Here is an 18,505-nt window from a genome sequence, read left to right as displayed (position 1 = left end):
CATAGCTGCCGCCGGACGTAGCGGCAGGCGGCCCCTTAACTTCAAGAGTGGCAGAAACACTGCATGGCGAAGGAAGACCTTATCGAGTTTCAGGGCACGGTTGTTGAGCTGCTGCCCAACGCGATGTTCCGCGTGAAGCTGGACAATGATCACGAAGTGCTCGCCCACACCTCCGGCAAGATGCGCAAGAACCGCATCCGCGTGCTGGCGGGCGACCGCGTGAATGTCGAAATGACCCCGTACGACCTCACCAAGGGTCGCATCACCTTCCGCTTCAAGTGAGCGGTATGAGCGCGGCGAAGGCCACGGCTGGCGCACCGCTCGTGCTGGCCTCGGCCTCGCCCCGCCGCGTGGACCTCTTGGCGCAGATCGGGATCGTTCCGGCAGCCATCGATCCGGCCGATATTGACGAGACGCCGCTGGCTGATGAAAGCCCGCGGCGCCTTGCCTTGCGCCTTGCCGGTGCCAAGGCCGCCGCGGTGGCCACGCGCCATCCGGAAGCCTTCGTGCTGGCGGCCGACACCGTTGTCGGCGTCGGCGCGCGTATCCTGCCCAAGGCGGAAGAAGAGGCCGAGGCGAAAGCCTGCCTCAGGCTGCTCTCCGGCCGGCGCCATCATGTCTATGGCGGCATCTGCCTGATTGCCCCCGGCGGGCCTGTCTCCTCCCGTGTCGTGGACAGCACCGTGGCCTTCAAGCGGCTGACGGCTGAGGAGATGGCGGAATATGTCGCCAGCGGGGACTGGCACGGCAAGGCAGGCGGCTACGGTATCCAGGGCCTTGCTGCCAAATATGTCAGCTTCATTTCCGGCTCCTATTCCAACATTGTGGGTCTCGGCTTGCACGAGGTGGCCATGATGCTGCGCGGGGCAGGTTTCCCGGCCTGAAGTTCTGGCCGGGCGCTATTGAGGCGGGCCGCACTATGGTTTCAGCACAAACAGGCGAGATCGAACTGTGGGTGGACCGGCAAGGCCCGCTCACCCGGGTTGCCGTGCTTGCGGACGGCAACCTTGCCGATCTGTTTGTCGATCATGCCGCCCGGCCGAGCCTTGTCGGCGCCATTTATGCCGCCCGCGCCGGCCGCCGGATCAGCGGCGCGGGCGGGGCCTTTCTGCGTCTTGCCGACGGCCTTGAGGGCTGGGCTCCCCGCGCGCCGGATGATGACCGGCTGTTTCTGGCAACGGTGAGCCGCGATGCCACCGGCAGCAAGGCTGCCCAGGTGGAGCCCGAGGCCGTCTTCACTGGCCGTTGGTGCCTGTGTCTTGCCGGAGGGCGCAAGGTGCGCGTCTCTGAAAAAATCAAGGGACCGGCAGGCCCGTGGCGCCAGTTGCTGTCCGACCTGCCGCATGGCTGGGTGGTGCGCACTGCCGCCAGCGATGCTGCGCCCGAAGAGGTGCGGGCGGAGGCAGGGCGTCTTGCCGCTGAAGCCGACCGGCTGATGGCCGATTTTGGCGCCGGCAACAGCCCGCGCCTGTTGCGCCCGGCGCCTGACGCGCTGGAAAGGGCGCTGACGGCTTATGGCGAGGCCGTATATCGCCTGCGTATCGATTCCAGCTATGGCCTGTTGCCGCCGGCGCGCCGCGCTGCACTGCCGGCCCAAATGCAGGTCGAGGACTACAAGGGCACGCCCGCTCTCTTTGAGTTGACAGATCTGGAAGGCGCCATTGCCACGCTCCTTTCCACCCGGGTCGATCTGGGGCAGGGGGCAAGCCTGGTGATCGAGGAGACGGAGGCGCTGGTTGCGATTGACGTCAATGGCGGTAGCTTGTCGCCGGTGGAGGCCAACCAGCGCGCTGCGCGCCGCCTGCTGACCGAGCTGCGCCTGCGCAATCTCGGCGGCATCATCATTGCCGATTTTATCGATGTGCCCGCCGCCGCGCGCGAGCCGCTGCTTGCCCTCTTGCGGCATGAGGCGGCGAAGGACCCGGCCGGCCTGCAGGTGCTCGGCATTACCCGCCTCGGCCTTGTCGAGATGGTGCGCACCCGCCGGGGCGAGCCGCTGGGCCGTTTGCTGGCGGCCGGTAGCAAGGCTGAATAAACCGCCATCGCCCAAGCGCCCATGGGGTTGCGAAGGTGGCCTGCAGCGTCTATCGGGTGTCGCAAGCAGATTGTTTCCGGCATCCTCCCGTTCTGGAGCGGTGGTTGCCGGCCCGGGAGAAGACCATGAGTGATACCAGCCGCCAGCAGCCCTATATCGATGAAGTCCTGCCCGGCCGCACCTGCCCCATCTGCGGGGCGCCGACGCGCAAGCGTACGCGGCCCTTCTGTTCGCCGCGCTGCCGCGACGTCGATCTCGGCAACTGGTTTACCGAGAGCTATACCATCCCGCAAAAGCCTGAGGATGAAGATGAATTTCCGGAAGATGGCGGCCTTGCGCGTCCCGGAGAAGAAGATCGTCATGAAGATTAAATTTAGGCTTTACAGCCCCGTCCGGCTTCTCTAAAAACCCGCTCACGCCGCGCGATGGCCCCGGTTCTCCGGCTCCATCGCCCGCACCAAGGCGGCAGTGCCCGGGTAGCTCAGTTGGTAGAGCATGCGACTGAAAATCGCAGTGTCGGCAGTTCAATTCTGTCCCCGGGCACCATCTTTTCTTCGGCTCTGAATTTTAATAAGGCTGCGCTTCGGTGCGGCTTTTTTCTTTCAGCGCTATCTAACCGGACTTTCTGGTTAGCCCCGGGGCCCGTTGCTGGGATTGAAGTCAGTCCCATCGGGCAGGCATGTAACGCCATCAAGCAGCCACTTGCCATTTTGCAAGACGATCCGGTAGGTCGCGACTGGCTGGTCGAGCCAGGGCCAGCGCACTGATATAAGGGCAGTGTTTCCGTCGCTGTGCCCAGTCTGATAGAGGTAACCATCTTCAGAGATATCCTGGGCGCAGAGTAATGGGCTATAATCTAGTCCGCAGATGTAGTCCTCGTCATATTGTCCACTACACTGCTTTGCTACAGCCTCTGTCTCCGCCTCGGCCCACGCGGCTTCCAGAGCCGGGGTGAAAAGGCCGGAGAACAGGATATCCGCCGATAAGTCCCGATCCGGGCGCTTAAGAATAAACAAGTTTAATGTTCCGTCGGCATTGTCCTGTTTCAGGATATTGTCGAGCGCGGCTTCGGCCGCGGTGCTGGCTGTATGGTAGTTGTTGCTTTCGACGGTAACGGCGCCGCTGGCAAAAGCCGGCCCGACCTGCAGAGGAAGCAGCGTCGCAAGCCCGAGAAAGAAGCGTTTGGTCTGGGGTTCGGGGGCTCTCGTCGCCAAGCGTAAGCATTCCGTGAACCAACTCCCCATTTTTCTCTTTCTCCCATTTCTGCCTGCAGGGCCACTATTTAGCCGAATATCGCGTCTCACTGACGCCAAATCCGTTTGACTCCCCTCGTGGCGTTCGCCAGTATTATTTTTACACATAAAATAAAGCGCTGCCGTTCAAAGCTGGAGCACCGGCGGGGCGGAGCTGAAGGCGCTTTTGCCCGAGGAAGCACACCAGAGATGACCACCCTGTTTGACGCTTTCGCGCCCGTGCCTTTCGAAGGCCCGGCGAGCAAGAATCCGCACGCCTTCCGCTTCTATGACAAGAACCGCAAGGTGATGGGCAAGACGCTGGAAGAGCATCTGCGCTTTGCCGTTTGTTACTGGCACAGCTTCTGCTGGGATGGCAGCGACATGTTCGGCCCCGGCACGCTGGGGCGCAGCTGGCAGCAGCCCGGCGACGACATGGCCCGTGCCCGCGAGAAGATGGACAGCGCCTTTGCCTTCATGAGCCGGCTCGGCGCACCGTTCTGGACCTTCCATGACGTCGACATCTCGCCCGGCATCAACGACCTGAAAGCCCTTGCCCGAAATCTCGAGGCGATGGTCGATTATGCCGGACGGAAGATGGAAGAGACCGGCATTCGCCTGCTCTGGGGCACGGCCAACGTCTTCTCCCACCCGCGTTATATGGCGGGCGCCTCCACCAATCCCGATCCGGAAGTGTTTGCCTGCGCCGCCGCGCAGGTGGAAGGCGCCATGGCCGCGACCCAGAAGCTGGGCGGCGAGAATTATGTGCTGTGGGGCGGGCGTGAAGGCTACGACACGCTGCTCAACACCGACATGAAGCGCGAGGCCGAACAGTTTGGCCGCTTCCTCACCATGGTGGTGGAGCACAAGCACAAGATCGGCTTCAAGGGCACCATCCTTATCGAGCCCAAGCCGATGGAGCCGACCAAGCACCAGTATGACTACGATGTCGCCACCGTTTACGGCTTCCTGCAGCGCTTCGGGCTGGAAAAGGAAGTGAAGGCGAATATCGAGGTCAACCACGCCACGCTTGCCGGTCACAGCTTCCAGCATGAGCTGGCGGTGGCGGCCTCGCTCGGCATTCTGGGCAGCGTCGATGCTAACCGCGGCGATTATCAGAATGGCTGGGATACCGACCAGTTCCCCAACAGCGTCGAGGAAATGACGCTCGCCTGTTACGAAATCCTGCGGGCGGGTGGCCTTGGCACCGGCGGCTTCAATTTCGATACCAAGGTGCGCCGCCAGAGCATCGATGCGGCCGATCTTTTCCACGCCCATATCGGGGCGATGGATGTAATGGCGCTTTCCCTCATCAAGGCGGCCGCGCTCATCGAAAGCGGCGAGCTGCCGGGCATCGTGGAAGCGCGTTATGCCGGCTGGAACGGCGCTTTCGGCCAGAAGGCGCTTTCCGGCAAGCTGACGCTGGCGGAAGCAGCCGCCCATGGCCGTGAGGCTTCGGCAACGGTAAAGCCGGTCAGCGGCCGGCAGGAGCATCTCGAAAACATCGTCAACCGGGCCATCTATTCGGTCGGCTGATCACGTGTCCCGGGGCCGTGCGGGTTCTTGGCTGCCTGACCCCGGTTTTCCCTGGCTTTCGCCCGGCACAGCGCTAGGCGGGAGGCATCTGGCTCCCAGGTGATCTTTCCTTCTTCCCCCGTTTGAAGGAAAGGCGCCTTGCCCGCCCCACAAAAAGGGCGGGATGAAGGGGAGGGATCCCGCCCCCGCGGGTTCTCTCCCTTCTTTTTATGTACGAACGGGGAAACGCTCAGGCGCCCGGGCGCTCTGCCAGATCCAGCAGCTGTGCGATGATGCCAAGGCCGGTCATGTCCTTGTCCCAGGCGACCGCTTCCACCTCGCTGCCCTTCACCAGCTCATCCACCAGCGAATGCTCCAGGCTGTTGCGCATCGCCGGCTCCATGAAGGAGAAGGCACGAACGCCGGCGCCGGAGATCAGCACCTTCTGCGGGGCGAGCATGGCAATCACATTGGCAATGCCGTGGCCCAGCACACGCCCCGCCTGCTCAAAGAGGCCAAGCGCCACCGGGTTACCGCTGGCCGCCGCCTCGCTGAGCCAGGCCATCTGCTCTTCAGACGGATGGGCGGCATCGCCATCCGGCAGGTCGAGCGTCAGCCGTGCGTCGCGGTAGAGCGCATAGTCGCTGATATAGGTCTCCACGCAGCCGCGTTTGCCGCACTGGCACATCGGCCCGTCGGGCTGGAACTTGGTATGGCCGAATTCGGCGGCCGCGCCGGAACGGCCCTTGTAAAGCGCCCCGCCGAGGATGAGCCCCATGCCGATGCCGTAACCCAGCATGATGACGGCGATATCGTCATAGGCGCGGTAGGCAGCCTGGCTTTTGAGGGCAAGGGCGATGCAGTTGGCATCATTCTCCACCGAAACCGCGCAGTGGAACCGTTCGGCAAGCGCGCCGGCAAGGTCCACATTGCGGGCGGAAAGGGCGGGGCTCCAGACGAGGCGCCCCTCCGCCACCAGCCCCTGGGCGGCAAGGCCGATGCCGAGCAGCCGCCGGTACTTGCCCTCTTCCTCCTGCCGCAGCTTTTCGATGTGGCCGATGAGGGTATCGATAAGCTGCTGGCCGGTAAGGGCGAGGGTGTTGAGCGCTACATGCGTCAGGCGGGCTATCTGGCCGCGATAATCCCCCACCATCAGCTGCACATCATTGATGGAGAGCTTTACCGCCACCACGAAGCCGGCTTCCGGATCAAGGTCGACAAGGATTTTGGGCCGGCCGCGCCCGGTCGATCCGTTCTCTCCAACGCCGCCCTTCAGCTCCACCAGTTGCCCGTCGCGCATCATTTCGGCGGTGATGGCCGAGACGGTTGCCGGGCTGAGGCCGGTGGCCGCCCCAAGATCAATTCGCGCGGTAGGGCCGGCGGTGCGCAGCATCTGCGTCAGCCGGTAGCGGTTGGCGAGGCGGCTGCTTTCCGCCTCCGGTTTCATGATCGACATCTGGGGCGCGTTCGCACTTCTCGAATTCTTCTGCTGGGCGACAGTTTAAATTCGAATTAGCCGCAAAAACATGGAAAATTAAGCGAAGTTCCGGCGGAGCCCCGCCGGAGCGAAAAGGACTGCAGAGGCGGATTTCTCTATGTAATCCGTTAGTTGCGGCCGGTTTGCGGGATGGGAATTTAATTCATCGGCGACACTATTTTTAGACAATTTGGCTTATAAGGAGGCCGGCTTACCTCATGGGCAGAAACCATCCCCCCGTTGGCATCATCTCCGCCCTGTCGCAGGAACTCATGGCCGTCGCTTCGGAGACGGCAGGCAAGGTGGTTGAACTTGCCGGCATGCGCTTTTTCGTCGGCCATCTGGGCGATGTGCCGACGGTGTTCGTGGAATGCGGGGTTGGCAAGGTAAATGCCGCGATTGCCGCCACGCTGCTGGCCCAGCATTTCGGCGTCTCGGCGCTTGCCTTTACCGGTGTTGCCGGCGGCCTTGACCCGGCGCTGGAAGTGGGCGACGTGGTGGTGGCGCGCAAGCTGGTGCAGCATGATTATGGCGCGCTGGTGGGCGGGGAAATCCGCACCTACCAGCCGGGGGCCTTTCCGCTGCCGGAGGTGGATGCCACCCACGGTTATTATCTGGAAGCCGCGCTTGAGGCGCGCCTTGCCGCTGCCATCAAGGGCATCACCCTGCCGGTGCTGGAACTGCCTGGCCTTGCGCCCCGCACGCCGCGCCTCCTCATGGGCACCGTCATCACCGGCGACAGTTTTCTGAACTGCGAAGTGACGCGAAAGCGCTTCTTCTCCACCTATGACGCGCAGGCGATCGAGATGGAGGGGGCGGCCATCGCACAGGTTGGCGAACGGTTTGGCCTGCCGAGCCTTGTCATCCGTTCTCTCAGCGATCTGGCCGGGGAGGAAAGCCACACCGATATCGGCGCTTTCCTTCCGCATGCCGCTGAAAATGCCGCCATCGTGCTGCGGGCGCTCCTGCCGGAGCTTTGAAGGGGAGTCTGCGCTCCGGCAGGAAATGGCCGGCGCTGTGCTCAGTGGTTTGCCAGCGCGGCGAACATCGTGGCCGTCATTCCATTCTCGGCGGCAAAGCGCAGCGGGCGGCACCGCCCGACCACCACTTCTTCCACCGGGCCGCTTTCGAGAATGCCCATGGTCTCGGCGATAAAGTCGGCCAGCGGCATGGCAGCGGGGTCGTTTTCCTGTCCCGGTGTCAGCAACCGGGTCTGCACATAAGGCGGCACCAGTTCGATCACCTCGACCGGGGTGTTTCGCAGCTGGTGGCGCATCGACATGGTCCAGCTATGGATCGCGGCTTTGGTGGCACCGTAGCTCGGCGTGCCGGCCAGCGGCACAAAGGCAAGGCCGGAGGACACGGTCATCAGGGTCGCTGCCGGCCGGGTGCACAGATGCGGCAGCAGCGCGGCGGTCAGCCGGATGGGGCCGAGCAGGTTGGTTGTGATTGACTCCTCGGCAACGGCAAGGCTCGCCGCGGCATCTTCCGCCTTTTCAAGGCGCATGATGCCGGCATTCTGGATGACGATATTGAGGTCCGGATAGGCTTCGGTGACCGAGCTGGCAAAGCGGGTAATGGAGGCGGGATCGGCAATATCCAGCTCCAGCGCCGCCATGCCGGGATTGGCGGCCGTCACGGCCTCAAGCACTGCCTGGTGGCGCCCGGCGATGATCACCTGGTTGCCGCGTGCGTGCAGGGCCTCGGCAAGGCCTTTGCCAATGCCGCTGCCACCACCGGTGATGAGAATGGTGTTGCCTGTCATCTGCATCTTGAAACCCTTTTGTGGATTCCGGGGGAAAGGGAGGGGCAAGCGCTTGCGTGACCGGAAGATAGGGTTGGTGCTATATTTTGGAAAGTAAGCACCATGAAGTTCCATACTTACCCAAAAGAGAGTGTAAGCAATGACGTCCTCTGCCGTACGTTTTGGCCAGGCGATGACCGGCCTTCCCGCTGCCGAGGTTGAGGCACGCATCGAGGCGGCGATGGAAGACCCGGCGCTTGCCGCGCTGGTGCGTGAAACCATCGGCCATGTCGCCGACAAGTGGACTCTTCTGATTCTGGAAGCGCTGGAAGACGTGCCTTCGCTGCGTTTCAGCGAAATCGGCCGCAGGGTGGAGGGTATCAGCCAGAAGATGCTGACCAAGACCCTGCGCCAGATGGAGTGTGACGGGCTGCTGACCCGGACGGTGCATCCGGTCATTCCGCCGCATGTCGATTACAGCCTGACGGATATGGGGCTGGAACTGGGGGCGGCTTTTTGCGGCGTGTGGTTATGGGCGGCCACCTATCATGACCGCATCCGGCAGGCGCGCGCCGCCTTTCAGGCCCGTGAGGGCGATGTGTGATGCCGTGCTCCTGCCGGATCGACAGGTCGCGCGTTACCCGGTCTCGCGGGAGCGCTGCTTGCCCATAAGCCCGGCGCTGGTGGCAAGGAAACAAAGCGCGTGCTGCCAGCGCCCTGTCTGGCGTTCCGTGAGCCGGGCAAACAGGGCGCTGATGGCCAGAATGAGCAGCAGGCTCAGGAGCAGCAGGCAAAGCTGCTGCAAACCGTCTCCGGTGAACGGCACCGTGAGGCCCAGCCGGTTGTAGAGCGCCCCCAGCAGCATGTAGAGGGGCACATGGATGGCATAAAGCGAGAAGCTGAAGCCTGCCATGAAGCGGCTGAAAGCGGGGAAGGGCGGGGCATGGGCCATGTGCCTGCTGCGCATGGCCCAGAGCAGATTTGCCAGCAGGGCCGCCAGGCACAGATCGTTGGCGATCAATTGCCAGCTGTCGATGCGGAAGGAGTTGTAAAGGCCAGAGAGGCGCCATCCCAGCAGCCAGATCAGAAAAAGCCCTGCCGAAAGCCCGATGCCCAGTGGACTTTTCTTTCCGAGACGGCCCGCCACTACCCCCGAGAGCCACACCGCCATGTAAATGCCGATCGACGAGCCTTCGGTCTGGATGATGCTTGCCAGCAGCAGGGCGCCGATAACAGTCACAAGAGCCAAAGCACCTGACAGGCTGCCGCGCTTTTGCCAGCCAAGGATGACGAGCGGAAACAGAAGGTAATAGATCGCTTCGTTGGCAAGCGACCACAGGGCCAGGTTGGTGCCGAATTGGCGGCAGGCGAGGGTCTGAAGAAAAACGGCATTGCAGGCGAGCGTGCCGATGCCCTCCCGGTTCAGGATCATGTGGCGCGGATAGAAGCCGCTCTCCAACCCGCCCAGCCACTGGCTGCCGATGCTGTCGAGCGCGGCGGCCAGGAGCAGCGCCGGGATCACCACGGCCCACAGGCGGGCAAAACGGCGAATGAGATAGCCGGCTATCTTGCCGCTCTGGCCACTTGCCAGCTCATCATAATGGCGCGTGCCGATCAGGAAGCCGCTCAACACGAAAAAAACCATGACGGCCTGGTGGGAGAAACCGCTCAGAAACTGGAAGCCATAGAAGGGCAAGCTGCGATCTTCGGCCGGAAGCGCCCAGATGGTGCCCGCATATTTGTCGCCGATATGCCGGACAAGCACGGCAAGGGCTGATAGCCAGCGGGCAAGATCAAGCCATTTGGACAGCGCTGTATCCCGCTTCTCTCTCACCAGCCTCGCCCTCTTCAGCATGCTCTGGTCTCATAGCCCGGTAGCCAGAATTTTGGTAGCGGGCGTAGAGCGCTTCACAGAGATCATGACCAGGCTTTTGCACCGCGCGTGGTGCGTGGCTAAGCTGTTTGCGACCAAAAGAAATCATCGGCGGGCGCCCCGGGGAGAGCATGGCGAAGGCAAGACATCTGACGCTGAAGGAAGCGCGCGCGCTGTGGCTGAAGGCGCAGGGGCTCGATGTTGAATATCCCTTCGGCGCCGGGCCGGAGGCGACGCCGGCCGCCATCGACCATCTGGGTTATGTGCAGATCGACACCATCAATGTGATCGAGCGCAGCCACCATCACATTCTCTATACCCGCAACCCCGCTTATGCCCGCGAGCATCTGCATCAGGCGCAGAGCGAGGACAAGCAGGTGTTCGAGTACTGGACCCACGCGCTCGCTTATGTTCACAAGGATGATTACCGCTTCTTCATCCCCGCGATGGACGAGCGCCGCAGCTCGCCGAGTTTCTACTACGCCCTGCCGGAAGGGGCGGAATATGAGGCGCTGTTGAAGCGCATCAGGAAGGACGGCCCGCTTTCCATCCGCGATATCGACGATGATGTGCTGCAGGAAAAGGATCATCCCTGGGCAAGCCGCAAGCCTTCCAAAAGGCTGCTCAATTTCGGCTTCTATACCGGCGATCTGGTGATCTCGAAACGCGAGGGTATGCTCAAGACCTATGAGCTGACGGCCCGCCATTTCGGCTGGCGCCGCAAGCCGAAGCCGGCGAGCGAAGCGGAGTTTGCCGACTATCTGCTGAAGCGGGCGATCCGCGCGCAGGCGCTCATCAGCCTTGATAGCGTCTGTTACGGCAACCTTTCCCTGAAAGGCGCCGTCAAGGCGCTGGTGGAAGCCGCCGTCAATCGCCGCAAGCTGGTGCCGGTGGTGGTGGAAGGGGCGGAGAAGGTGGCCCACTGGGCGCCGCCCGCCGCGCTGGCAGCGCTGGAGAGCATCACCATCGAGCCGCGTGTGCACATCCTCTCCCCCTTCGACCCGCTGGTGATCCAGCGCAAGCGCATGGGGCTCTTCTTCGGGTATGAGCACCGGTTCGAGGCCTATGTGCCGGCTGCAAAACGCGTGATGGGCTATTTCGCCCTGCCGGTGCTGGTGGGGGATGAGATGGTGGCAACACTCGACCTCAAGACCAATCGGCAGGATGGCCGGGTGGAGATCAGGAAGTGGAATTGGCTTGGCGACGGCTATGAGAGGCTGAAACCCGCCATTGAAGCGGAGCTGGAGCGGTTTGAACGTTTCCAGCTGGCGCCGGCGGCTGAGGCGGAGGCGGAGCCGGCCGGAGAGGCCGCGATGTCTGAGTGAAGCGGCTCACGGCCTTGCGCCGGACGCATGGCCTCCTGCATTGGCCGGCGCGGCGCTTGGCTGTATAGTCCGCGCCCATGAATTCTCTCGGTATCGATAAGGCCCCCGCCGACACCCGTGTCGTCGTGGCGATGTCCGGTGGCGTCGACAGCTCCGTTGTCGCGGCAATGCTGCATGAAGAGGGTTATGATGTCGTCGGCATCACCCTGCAGCTTTACGACCATGGCGAGGCCATCGGCCGCAAGAAGGCCTGTTGCGCCGGCCAGGATATCTATGACGCCCGCACCGTGGCGGACAGGCTCGGTATCCCGCATTACGTGCTGGATTACGAAAGCCGTTTCCGCCAGAGCGTGGTGGATGATTTTGCCGACAGTTACCTGCGCGGCGAAACCCCGATCCCCTGCGTGCGCTGCAACCAGACGGTCAAGTTCCGCGACTTGCTGGCAACGGCGCGTGATCTCGATGCCGATGTGCTGGCAACCGGCCATTATGTGCGCCGCGAGCGGGGCGCTGCGGGTGCCGAGCTGCACCGCGCCGCCGACCCGGTGCGCGACCAGAGCTATTTTCTGTTTGCCACGACGCCCGAGCAGCTGGATTTCCTGCGTTTTCCGCTCGGCGGCCTTGCCAGCAAGGCCGAGACGCGCGTGCTCGCGCAGCGTTATGGCCTCGTGACGGCGGACAAGCCGGACAGCCAGGACATCTGCTTCGTGCCCAATGGCGATTACGCCAGCGTCGTCGGCAAGATGCGGCCCGGCGCGTTGAAGCCGGGCGAGATCGTCGACATGGACGGCAAGGCTGTGGGCGAGCATGAGGGCATCATCAACTACACCGTCGGCCAGCGCCGCGGCCTTGGCGTTGGCGGCACGGCCGAGCGGCTTTATGTGGTGAAGGTGGACCCGGAGAAGAACCGCGTCATCGTCGGCCACAAGGAAGCGCTGGCGCGCGAGCGGGTTTACCTGCGCGATCTCAACTGGCTGGGCGGCGATCTCGGCGCCGATGGCGCGCCGGTGCGTGTGGAGGTCAAGCTGCGCTCCATGCAGGCGCCGGTAGCGGCGACGGTGGAGCGGGACGCGGCGACCGGCTCGGCACTCATTCGTCTGGATGAGCCGCTTTACGGCGTCGCCCCCGGCCAGGCCGGCGTGCTCTATCAGGGCAACCGCTGCCTCGGCGGCGGGTGGATCGAGCGCGCCGAGGGCCGTTTCGCGGCCTGAGCCAGGCAGGGGCAAAACACCTTACGGAAAGGCTTTTTTAAGTTTGCGGAGCGGGGCAGGGAAAGGGTTTCAAAAACCCGTTGACACCATGCCCGGATCCCCTTAAACCCCGCCCACGCCTCGCGCTACAGCGAACGGGGCGGCGCCCTTCGGACCTGTGGGTCAGGGCAAACTGGAAGGTGCTGTAGCTCAGTTGGTTAGAGCACCGCACTCATAATGCGGGGGTCGGTGGTTCAAGTCCACCCAGCACCACCATTCTTATCAAGCACATAGCCTTCCAGTGACTTCGCGGTTTTAACCATTTCCGCGAAAAGTTTTACATTCTATGCCACTGGCATCGGGTGAAGCGGGCTTTCCGTGTCACTATGGCTCTGCCCCATTCGGCTTCCTGATGCTTCCCGGCCGTAGTGCTTCACCGTGGCTTCCGTAGAGTGGCCGTGGCCAGCGCGGTGGAAACGCTGACGGCCTTCGCCGCTGCCTGATCTGCCCTGCCGGCAGAAGGCGGCTTCATCCTGCAGCATGGGGATGGCGAGCCGGGCAGTGCGGTGCAGGTGCCAGCCGGAGGGGCAGGGCTATGAGCCACATCTCCCGCAAGCCGGCCCAGCTGCTGGAGACGAACGAGGCCGTAACGCTCGCTCTGCGCCGGCTGGTGTTGTAGTTCGCCCTTGCCCATAGCGCGGTGATGATCGCGCGGCTTACCGGCATCAGCCGGGCGGAGGTGCGGCGCATTCTGGCGACAGCGAAAGCCGAGGAGCGCCGGATCGCCCGCCGGCAACTGGGTGTGGCCGCCGGGCTAGTGCCGCTGCCGGCCAGCAATCGCGGAAACCCGCTGGAGCGCGCCATGGCAGCGCTGGGCGGCCGGGTGAGTTGCAAGCGCAGCACCGGCGAGTGGCGGCTGGATGGCAGGCCCTCAAGCCCGCGCGCCGTGGTGGAGGCCGCTAACCGGCGCCTGGCCGAAGCGGGGCTGCCGCTGATTGCTTATCCGGGGGTGGGTTATGAAGCGAGCTGACACAGTTCCGTTTCCTCTGTCGGCGACAGATTCAAGTGTCCGGAACGGCCTAACTGGCTCGGAGTGTGCGCGCCGGGGGTTGCTCGCCCAACTCCATGAAATCGTTCAAATCCCTCTGAAGCGTATCGACAGCCCAGAAAGACTTCTCGAGCTGGGCCAACCAGTTTTGAGCCTCTTTTTCGGATTGACCATCTCTTTGCCAAGTTTTTGCATCTTGAATTGCCTTCTTAATATCGCGTCTGATTCCAGCAAAACGACTTTTATAATCTGGTGGAAATTTTATTATATAATGAATCTCCGGAATTATATTTTTAAAATCTTTCTCGAATTCCAAAAAATCTTCGTCGGACCAGTCTTCTTCTTTTTTTATATTTGTTATCGACAGGCTCCAATATCTCATAAGATTATTAACGAGAGTGTCGATGGCGGGAAGAATCTCAGCGGCGTCTTTTTGCAACTCATAAAGGCGCACGTCGTACTGTGCTTTCATTTCGGCCTGATGGAGCCGCCTCGTCGTCTCCATTTGTTCATTGTGCAAACGTCTGGTCTCTTTTACCTGCCGTTGAAACTGGATCACGCCGAACAGAATTGCGCCAATTGTGCCGATGGCTGCGCTCCAGTCCGCCAAGGAGCCAATCTCGAGGCTCCCTCCCCGTTCGAGGGCAGTGCAAATCGCACGATACAATTCGTGCCCGAAGAAGGACGCGCCGAGGAACCCAAAAGCGATACCAACCACGAGGCACCAGGTGCCGTAGTTTTCACCCGTGATGCCTATCGCGTTGGGATGCGATTGATCGGCGGCGGTCGCGTTTTCGGTCATTGCGGCACTCGTCTGCATTGTTTGTTGCAGATCTTATATCCACCGCAGGTGTGCTGCGCCAGAGGGAACGTCAATGTCTGGTCGAGGCGTGGTTGCCGCTGATCGCTTATCCGGGGGTGGGTTATGTGGCGGGATGAGCTTCAGGACTGCCAAACGGGGGCGAGTTCAGGTGTTCTGCATGGCCCAGAAGCTTAGTGGGCTGTTGCCGGTTGGGGAATCTCGTCGCGTTCAATGAACCGTTGCAAATCTTCGTACAAATCTTCTGTTCTTACAAAAAGTCTCGTAAGGGAGTTTTCGCATCCTCTGACATATGCTTCATTGTAATCGATAGATTGAATCGCCCATATTTCATGTTTAAGTTCTTCAAAATCATCGCTAATGGAAATAAATCGTGTCTTAAATTCCGGTGGCATTGCTGCTACATGTGCGATATCGAGTTTACTATTTTCTGTTTCTTGGAGAATTTCTTCCAGGAATTTCATATTGAACTGCGGGTTTCCGTCGTAGTTCACGGCTGCATGCATGGCGTTCCCGAGAGCCGCGTTGAAACTCAGCAATGGTCCGAGCGTGGCGGTCGAAGCCTTCTGCAGTTCCCAAAGGCGCAAGTCGCGCTGGTGCTGCATTTCCGATTGATGAAGATCTCTGGTCTCTTTTATCTGTCGTCGAGACTGGAGTACGCCGAACAGAATAGCGCCGATGGTGCCGACGGCGGCGCTCCAGTCTGCCCAACTTCCGAAATCGGGCCCTTTGTCACCGGCCAGAAGTTCCCGGACTGCTTCAAGAAGTTCGCGGGTGGGAACAATCAGTTCATGGCTGAGGTAGGCGGCGCCTAGGAAGCCGAAGGCTATGCCAACGGCGAGGCACCAGAGAGCGTAGGCCGCCGGTTTTTCTACCTTTTCGCCCGGATTGAGTTTCGCGGCGGCGCTGGCATTAGCGTTCTCGGTCACAGGGGGCACTCGTCTGCATTGTTTGCTGCAGATCTTATATCCACCGGAGGTATTTCCGCGCCAGAGCACACTTCAACGCATTGTATGCCGGCTCCAGTATCCGGGTCGCGGCTGCTGCGCGTCGCTAGTTGGCTTGGGCGAATGCCCTCAAGGCTTGCTCCAGAGTATTCAAAGCCGCCGAGATGCCACGCCCGGTGTTGATCATTTTGTCCCTGAGTTCGAGATGGGCGGGGGATGGGTTTGGGTTGACCGGCCACTCCTCTATTTGCTCCGAGAACTCAATTTCGAGCAGCCTGATCGCACGGCAAGCAGCGAGCAAATCAGTAGGCAATCTGATTTCGAGGTTTTTGGGGAGCTGCAGTTTTTGCAACTCGTCCTTCAGCCTGTGCCAAGTGTTGCTGTCATTGATTTTCTGCCCCGCCTTCCTCAAGGACTTTTCGAGCTCGCCCCGGTGGCGCGTTATCTCACCAGCAACGCTGGCGGCTGTCGCTCGCTGCAACTGGAGGGCTCGCTCTCTCTCTTCGGCTATTCTGGCTTCTGCGTCGCGGCGGGTCTCAGCGACTTGCCACTGAGCAATCCCTATCGCGATGAACAGAGCGGCGATGCTGCCAATCGCCTGTACCCAGGCCGCCCAGTCACCCGCGCTCAGGTCGCTGAAGATCGACACGACAAAGATACCGGCCATGAAGGAGCCGCCGCAAAGGGCAACGGTCTTGACGAGCCTGGGCTCGGTGCGGGCGATCTGCCGGAGACCGCGCTCCCGCAAGAGGGCAACGATGCGCGACAGGTGGTAGCCGACGTCCTCTTTCTCCGTCACTCGCGCATTCCCCCCCTCAAACCGCATCAATCAAATCCGGGCGGTTGTTGGCGACGTTGCCGACATCCTTGCTCACGGCCACCAGCTCCAGCTCGCCGGGCCAGGGTGCGAGCAGGGGCAGGAGGCTGGCGGGCTCGGCCTTCTCCTCGCCCAGCCAGGCCGGCCAGTGTTCCTCCTCAAGGATCACCGGCATGCGGTCATGCAGGGCAGCCATCTGCGCGCTGGGCGTGGTGGTGATGATGGTGAAGGTGCGCACCCATTCCTGGCTCTGTTTGTCCTGCCAGCCTTCCCACAGGCCGGCGAACACCAGCGGCGGACCATCGGCCCGGCCGATGCGGAAGGGCTGCTTGGCGCTGCCCTCCTTCTTCCACTCATAGAAATAATCGGCCGGCACCAGGCAGCGGCGCGCCTTGAAGGCGCTGCGGAAGCTGGGCTTCTCCGCCACGCCCTCCGCCCGGGCGTTGATGGTGCGGGCGCCGATGGAGAGATCCTTCGCCCAGCTGGGCACAAGGCCCCAGCGCAGCACATCCAGCGAGCGTTCGCCCGTCTCCGGGTTAAAGCGGCACACCGGCAGGCGCTGCGTGGGCGCCGCGTTGTAGTTGGGGCTGAGGTTGGGCAGCGCGCCGCCGGCCTTGAACAGGCGCCGCATCGCTTCGGCGGGCAGGGTCTGGACGTATCGGCCGCACATGGGGCGCTCTCCACCACAAAGGGCATGAGGGCGACAGGCTATCGCGCTTCAGCGGGGAGAGCGAGAGGATGACTGCGCTAAATGGTGTTCTGCTAAATGGCTGGATCTTTTGGGTAGTTGTCGCCTTGTCGGAAGGCTTCCAATCGGCTCTCTACAGTGTTGTAGAGCGCTATAAACGCCGGATATTTCTTTTCAAATCCCTGATTGTTGACGTCATGGCCGAAGCGGCCAAGGATGTTGATCGTTTGAATTATTTTGAGGGCGTCTTCATAAGCTGCCGTACGTGCGGCCATCAATTCGTCAATGATCTCAACCGTCATACGAATACTTTTCGACTTCTCCCGAAGTTCGCGGGTAAGGCGTGTTATTTGCTGATGTGTTTGAAAGCTGGGAACCTGCCCCGCCGCACGAGAGCTGTTCACTTGGTTTATCAAGAAACGAACTTCCTCCCGGCCCGATTTAATCTCCTCAACTTCGCTGTACTTGGAAAACAAAGTTCTCCAGACGTTGAGTGCTACTCGCCGCATTCTGTCGTTGTGTTCAATGTCGCGCTGCCGTCGTTGAACCCTAATTTCGTGCCGGGAAATCCATATGGCGCCGATGATGGCCCCAATGCTGCCAACCGCCTGCACCCAGGCTGCCCAGTCGCTCTTGCTCAGGGAGAAAATGGCGTCGATCACGCTGGCGCCGATGATGCAGAGGACGGTGGCGCCGACGCCAAGCGCAAAGGCGAGCATGGCTAGGACTGCGGCTTTAGTGCTGACTTCGTTCAATCATACCCCCTTTTGCGAGCCGACGCGGTCCATCGCGTCGTGTTCTACGGCGATTGCCCTCATTTCCTTTTCTGTGAAGTCCTGGGTGACCTGTATGAGCCGCTCGAGCCGGTTCAGGTCGCGCTTAACTGCAGCGATGAGCACGTTTACCCGCGAAAACCACTCAAAAAGGCGATGCCCGTCGTTGGGGGCGCCCGTATGCTGGATTGTACTCAACTCTGCGTGTCGGCGCTGGGCGTAGCGACAGATGTTGGCAATTTCGAGCAGACCCTTGGTAACCTCGGCCGGGACACTGAGCTGAATTATTTCTCCCGACGTCAAAGGCTCAGGGTACGCCTCCAGAGCCTCTGCGATTTGGGCGAAATCAACTGTCATAAGGCGGTACGCAGCCTGCTCTTCGTCCTCTTCGGGAAGTATCTGCCCAGCCCTTTTAGTCGCTGCGGCCGCAGCGTTCAGATAAGCGTGCGCCCGGAACAGGCGGTCAATCTTGTCTTCGGCAATCTGGCGGGCTGCAATCAGGTGCTGCCGCGCTTCAGCCGCGAGTTGAGCCCTGTGCTGCTTCGAATAAGTCCAGAGGCTAATCAGTACCGCCACAAGGGCACCGAAGCCGCTACAGAGACCAGCGGTCGTCTGCAGCCACTTCGCCCAATCGATCTTGCCATCGATCCCGGAGCCGTTGGCTGCGATCCACACGAGCATCAGGCAGGTCGCGCCAAAGCAACCGCCGGCGGCAAAAGCCCAGGCTGTGTATCTGGTTTCCTGCGGGAGGACTTCAGCCGAAGCAGGTTGTCGCTTCGCCGGTTCCAAACTGCTCAAATTCGCCCCCAACCGCTGTTTCTGCGGCTAGTTAACAACCATGACGGGCTGAGAGGAAGGGGTTATGCGCGCTTAGCCAACGTGTTGCCGTCAGCAAAAATGCCTCGCTCATTTCCTCTGGGTGGGGCTCGGCCGGTCCGGGCCCTTCATGACGAACAACGAGATGGCCTGTACAGCCGTATCAGTTGCAACCCAGGCGTCCGTAAGGCGTTTTCTTGCGAGC

20 protein-coding genes and 2 tRNA genes are annotated in these 18,505 nt (G+C 61.6%); 12 read left to right on the top strand and 10 right to left on the bottom strand.

Annotated elements, in window-relative coordinates; genetic code table 11:
- The first annotated feature begins 63 nt into the window (after positions 1-63).
- The 5 genes from infA (at position 64) to QTL98_RS13060 (ending at position 2,581) form a co-directional block, all read left to right on the top strand.
- Positions 64-282 (top strand): translation initiation factor IF-1, encoded by a 219-nt coding sequence (infA, locus tag QTL98_RS13080; RefSeq protein ID WP_445678908.1) that lies wholly within the window; start codon positions 64-66, stop codon positions 280-282.
- A 5-nt stretch (positions 283-287) separates the two neighbouring features.
- Positions 288-884, top strand: a complete 597-nt coding sequence (locus QTL98_RS13075; RefSeq protein WP_445678907.1) for a Maf family protein — start codon at positions 288-290, stop codon at positions 882-884.
- A 35-nt stretch (positions 885-919) separates the two neighbouring features.
- The gene (locus QTL98_RS13070) at positions 920-2,035 is read left to right on the top strand and encodes a ribonuclease E/G (RefSeq protein WP_445678906.1); all 1,116 of its coding nucleotides are present in this window, start codon (positions 920-922) and stop codon (positions 2,033-2,035) included.
- 125 nt (positions 2,036-2,160) lie between these two features.
- Entirely contained in the window at positions 2,161-2,406 is a 246-nt protein-coding gene (locus QTL98_RS13065; protein WP_445678905.1) for a DNA gyrase inhibitor YacG, read from the top strand.
- Positions 2,407-2,505: 99 nt separating this feature from the next.
- Positions 2,506-2,581 (top strand) — tRNA-Phe (locus QTL98_RS13060).
- An 83-nt stretch (positions 2,582-2,664) separates the two neighbouring features.
- On the opposite strand, the gene QTL98_RS13055 is transcribed toward QTL98_RS13060, so the two are convergent.
- Complete coding sequence (locus QTL98_RS13055) at positions 2,665-3,249, bottom strand: hypothetical protein (protein WP_445678904.1); 585 nt, start codon at positions 3,247-3,249, stop codon at positions 2,665-2,667.
- A gap of 228 nt (positions 3,250-3,477) precedes the next feature.
- Between QTL98_RS13055 and xylA the strand changes: the two genes are divergently transcribed.
- Entirely contained in the window at positions 3,478-4,803 is a 1,326-nt protein-coding gene (gene xylA / locus QTL98_RS13050) for a xylose isomerase (RefSeq protein ID WP_445678903.1), read from the top strand.
- A 229-nt stretch (positions 4,804-5,032) separates the two neighbouring features.
- Here the strand turns inward: xylA and QTL98_RS13045 are convergent, their stop codons facing one another.
- Complete coding sequence (locus QTL98_RS13045) at positions 5,033-6,238, bottom strand: ROK family protein (RefSeq protein ID WP_445678902.1); 1,206 nt, start codon at positions 6,236-6,238, stop codon at positions 5,033-5,035.
- Between the two features lie 239 nt (positions 6,239-6,477).
- On the opposite strand from QTL98_RS13045, the gene QTL98_RS13040 reads away from it, so the two are divergent.
- Positions 6,478-7,239 (top strand): 5'-methylthioadenosine/adenosylhomocysteine nucleosidase, encoded by a 762-nt coding sequence (locus QTL98_RS13040; RefSeq protein ID WP_445678901.1) that lies wholly within the window; start codon positions 6,478-6,480, stop codon positions 7,237-7,239.
- Between the two features lie 41 nt (positions 7,240-7,280).
- Here QTL98_RS13040 and QTL98_RS13035 read toward each other — a convergent pair whose 3' ends face one another.
- A complete protein-coding gene (locus tag QTL98_RS13035; protein ID WP_445678900.1) occupies positions 7,281-8,030 on the bottom strand; it encodes an SDR family oxidoreductase in 750 nt (249 codons plus the stop codon).
- A 166-nt stretch (positions 8,031-8,196) separates the two neighbouring features.
- Here QTL98_RS13035 and QTL98_RS13030 point away from each other — a divergent pair, with 166 nt between their 5' ends.
- Entirely contained in the window at positions 8,197-8,607 is a 411-nt protein-coding gene (locus tag QTL98_RS13030; RefSeq protein ID WP_445682151.1) for a winged helix-turn-helix transcriptional regulator, read from the top strand.
- 33 nt (positions 8,608-8,640) lie between these two features.
- Here the strand turns inward: QTL98_RS13030 and QTL98_RS13025 are convergent, their stop codons facing one another.
- Entirely contained in the window at positions 8,641-9,837 is a 1,197-nt protein-coding gene (locus QTL98_RS13025; RefSeq protein ID WP_445678899.1) for an acyltransferase family protein, read from the bottom strand.
- Between the two features lie 170 nt (positions 9,838-10,007).
- Here QTL98_RS13025 and QTL98_RS13020 point away from each other — a divergent pair, with 170 nt between their 5' ends.
- The 4 genes from QTL98_RS13020 (at position 10,008) to QTL98_RS13005 (ending at position 13,421) form a co-directional block, all read left to right on the top strand.
- A complete protein-coding gene (locus QTL98_RS13020; protein WP_445678898.1) occupies positions 10,008-11,201 on the top strand; it encodes a winged helix-turn-helix domain-containing protein in 1,194 nt (397 codons plus the stop codon).
- 77 nt (positions 11,202-11,278) lie between these two features.
- Positions 11,279-12,412 carry a tRNA 2-thiouridine(34) synthase MnmA gene (gene mnmA / locus QTL98_RS13015; protein WP_445678897.1) on the top strand — a complete coding sequence of 378 codons (1,134 nt, stop codon included), beginning with the start codon at positions 11,279-11,281 and terminating at the stop codon, positions 12,410-12,412.
- Between the two features lie 178 nt (positions 12,413-12,590).
- Positions 12,591-12,667, top strand: a tRNA-Met gene (locus QTL98_RS13010).
- A 427-nt stretch (positions 12,668-13,094) separates the two neighbouring features.
- Positions 13,095-13,421, top strand: coding sequence for a hypothetical protein (locus tag QTL98_RS13005; RefSeq protein ID WP_445678896.1), 327 nt, complete (start codon positions 13,095-13,097; stop codon positions 13,419-13,421).
- Between the two features lie 49 nt (positions 13,422-13,470).
- Here QTL98_RS13005 and QTL98_RS13000 read toward each other — a convergent pair whose 3' ends face one another.
- The 6 genes from QTL98_RS13000 to QTL98_RS12975 form a co-directional block, all read right to left on the bottom strand.
- Positions 13,471-14,241 carry a hypothetical protein gene (locus tag QTL98_RS13000; RefSeq protein WP_445678895.1) on the bottom strand — a complete coding sequence of 257 codons (771 nt, stop codon included), beginning with the start codon at positions 14,239-14,241 and terminating at the stop codon, positions 13,471-13,473.
- A 191-nt stretch (positions 14,242-14,432) separates the two neighbouring features.
- Positions 14,433-15,188, bottom strand: a complete 756-nt coding sequence (locus tag QTL98_RS12995; RefSeq protein WP_445678894.1) for a hypothetical protein — start codon at positions 15,186-15,188, stop codon at positions 14,433-14,435.
- Between the two features lie 124 nt (positions 15,189-15,312).
- Positions 15,313-16,005, bottom strand: coding sequence for a hypothetical protein (locus QTL98_RS12990; RefSeq protein ID WP_445678893.1), 693 nt, complete (start codon positions 16,003-16,005; stop codon positions 15,313-15,315).
- Between the two features lie 16 nt (positions 16,006-16,021).
- Positions 16,022-16,693, bottom strand: coding sequence for an SOS response-associated peptidase (locus QTL98_RS12985; RefSeq protein ID WP_445678892.1), 672 nt, complete (start codon positions 16,691-16,693; stop codon positions 16,022-16,024).
- Positions 16,694-16,785: 92 nt separating this feature from the next.
- The gene (locus QTL98_RS12980; RefSeq protein ID WP_445678891.1) at positions 16,786-17,466 is read right to left on the bottom strand and encodes a hypothetical protein; all 681 of its coding nucleotides are present in this window, start codon (positions 17,464-17,466) and stop codon (positions 16,786-16,788) included.
- On the bottom strand, positions 17,467-18,282 hold the full coding sequence (locus QTL98_RS12975; RefSeq protein ID WP_445678890.1) for a hypothetical protein: 816 nt from the start codon (positions 18,280-18,282) through the stop codon (positions 17,467-17,469). It lies immediately after the preceding gene.
- Positions 18,283-18,505 lie beyond the last annotated feature (223 nt).

It is taken from the genome of Radicibacter daui (genome assembly GCA_030657355.1).
GTDB lineage: Bacteria > Pseudomonadota > Alphaproteobacteria > Radicibacterales > Radicibacteraceae > Radicibacter > Radicibacter daui.
Note: the sequence above shows the minus strand (reverse complement) of the source record. Positions and strands in the feature narration are given on the sequence as shown.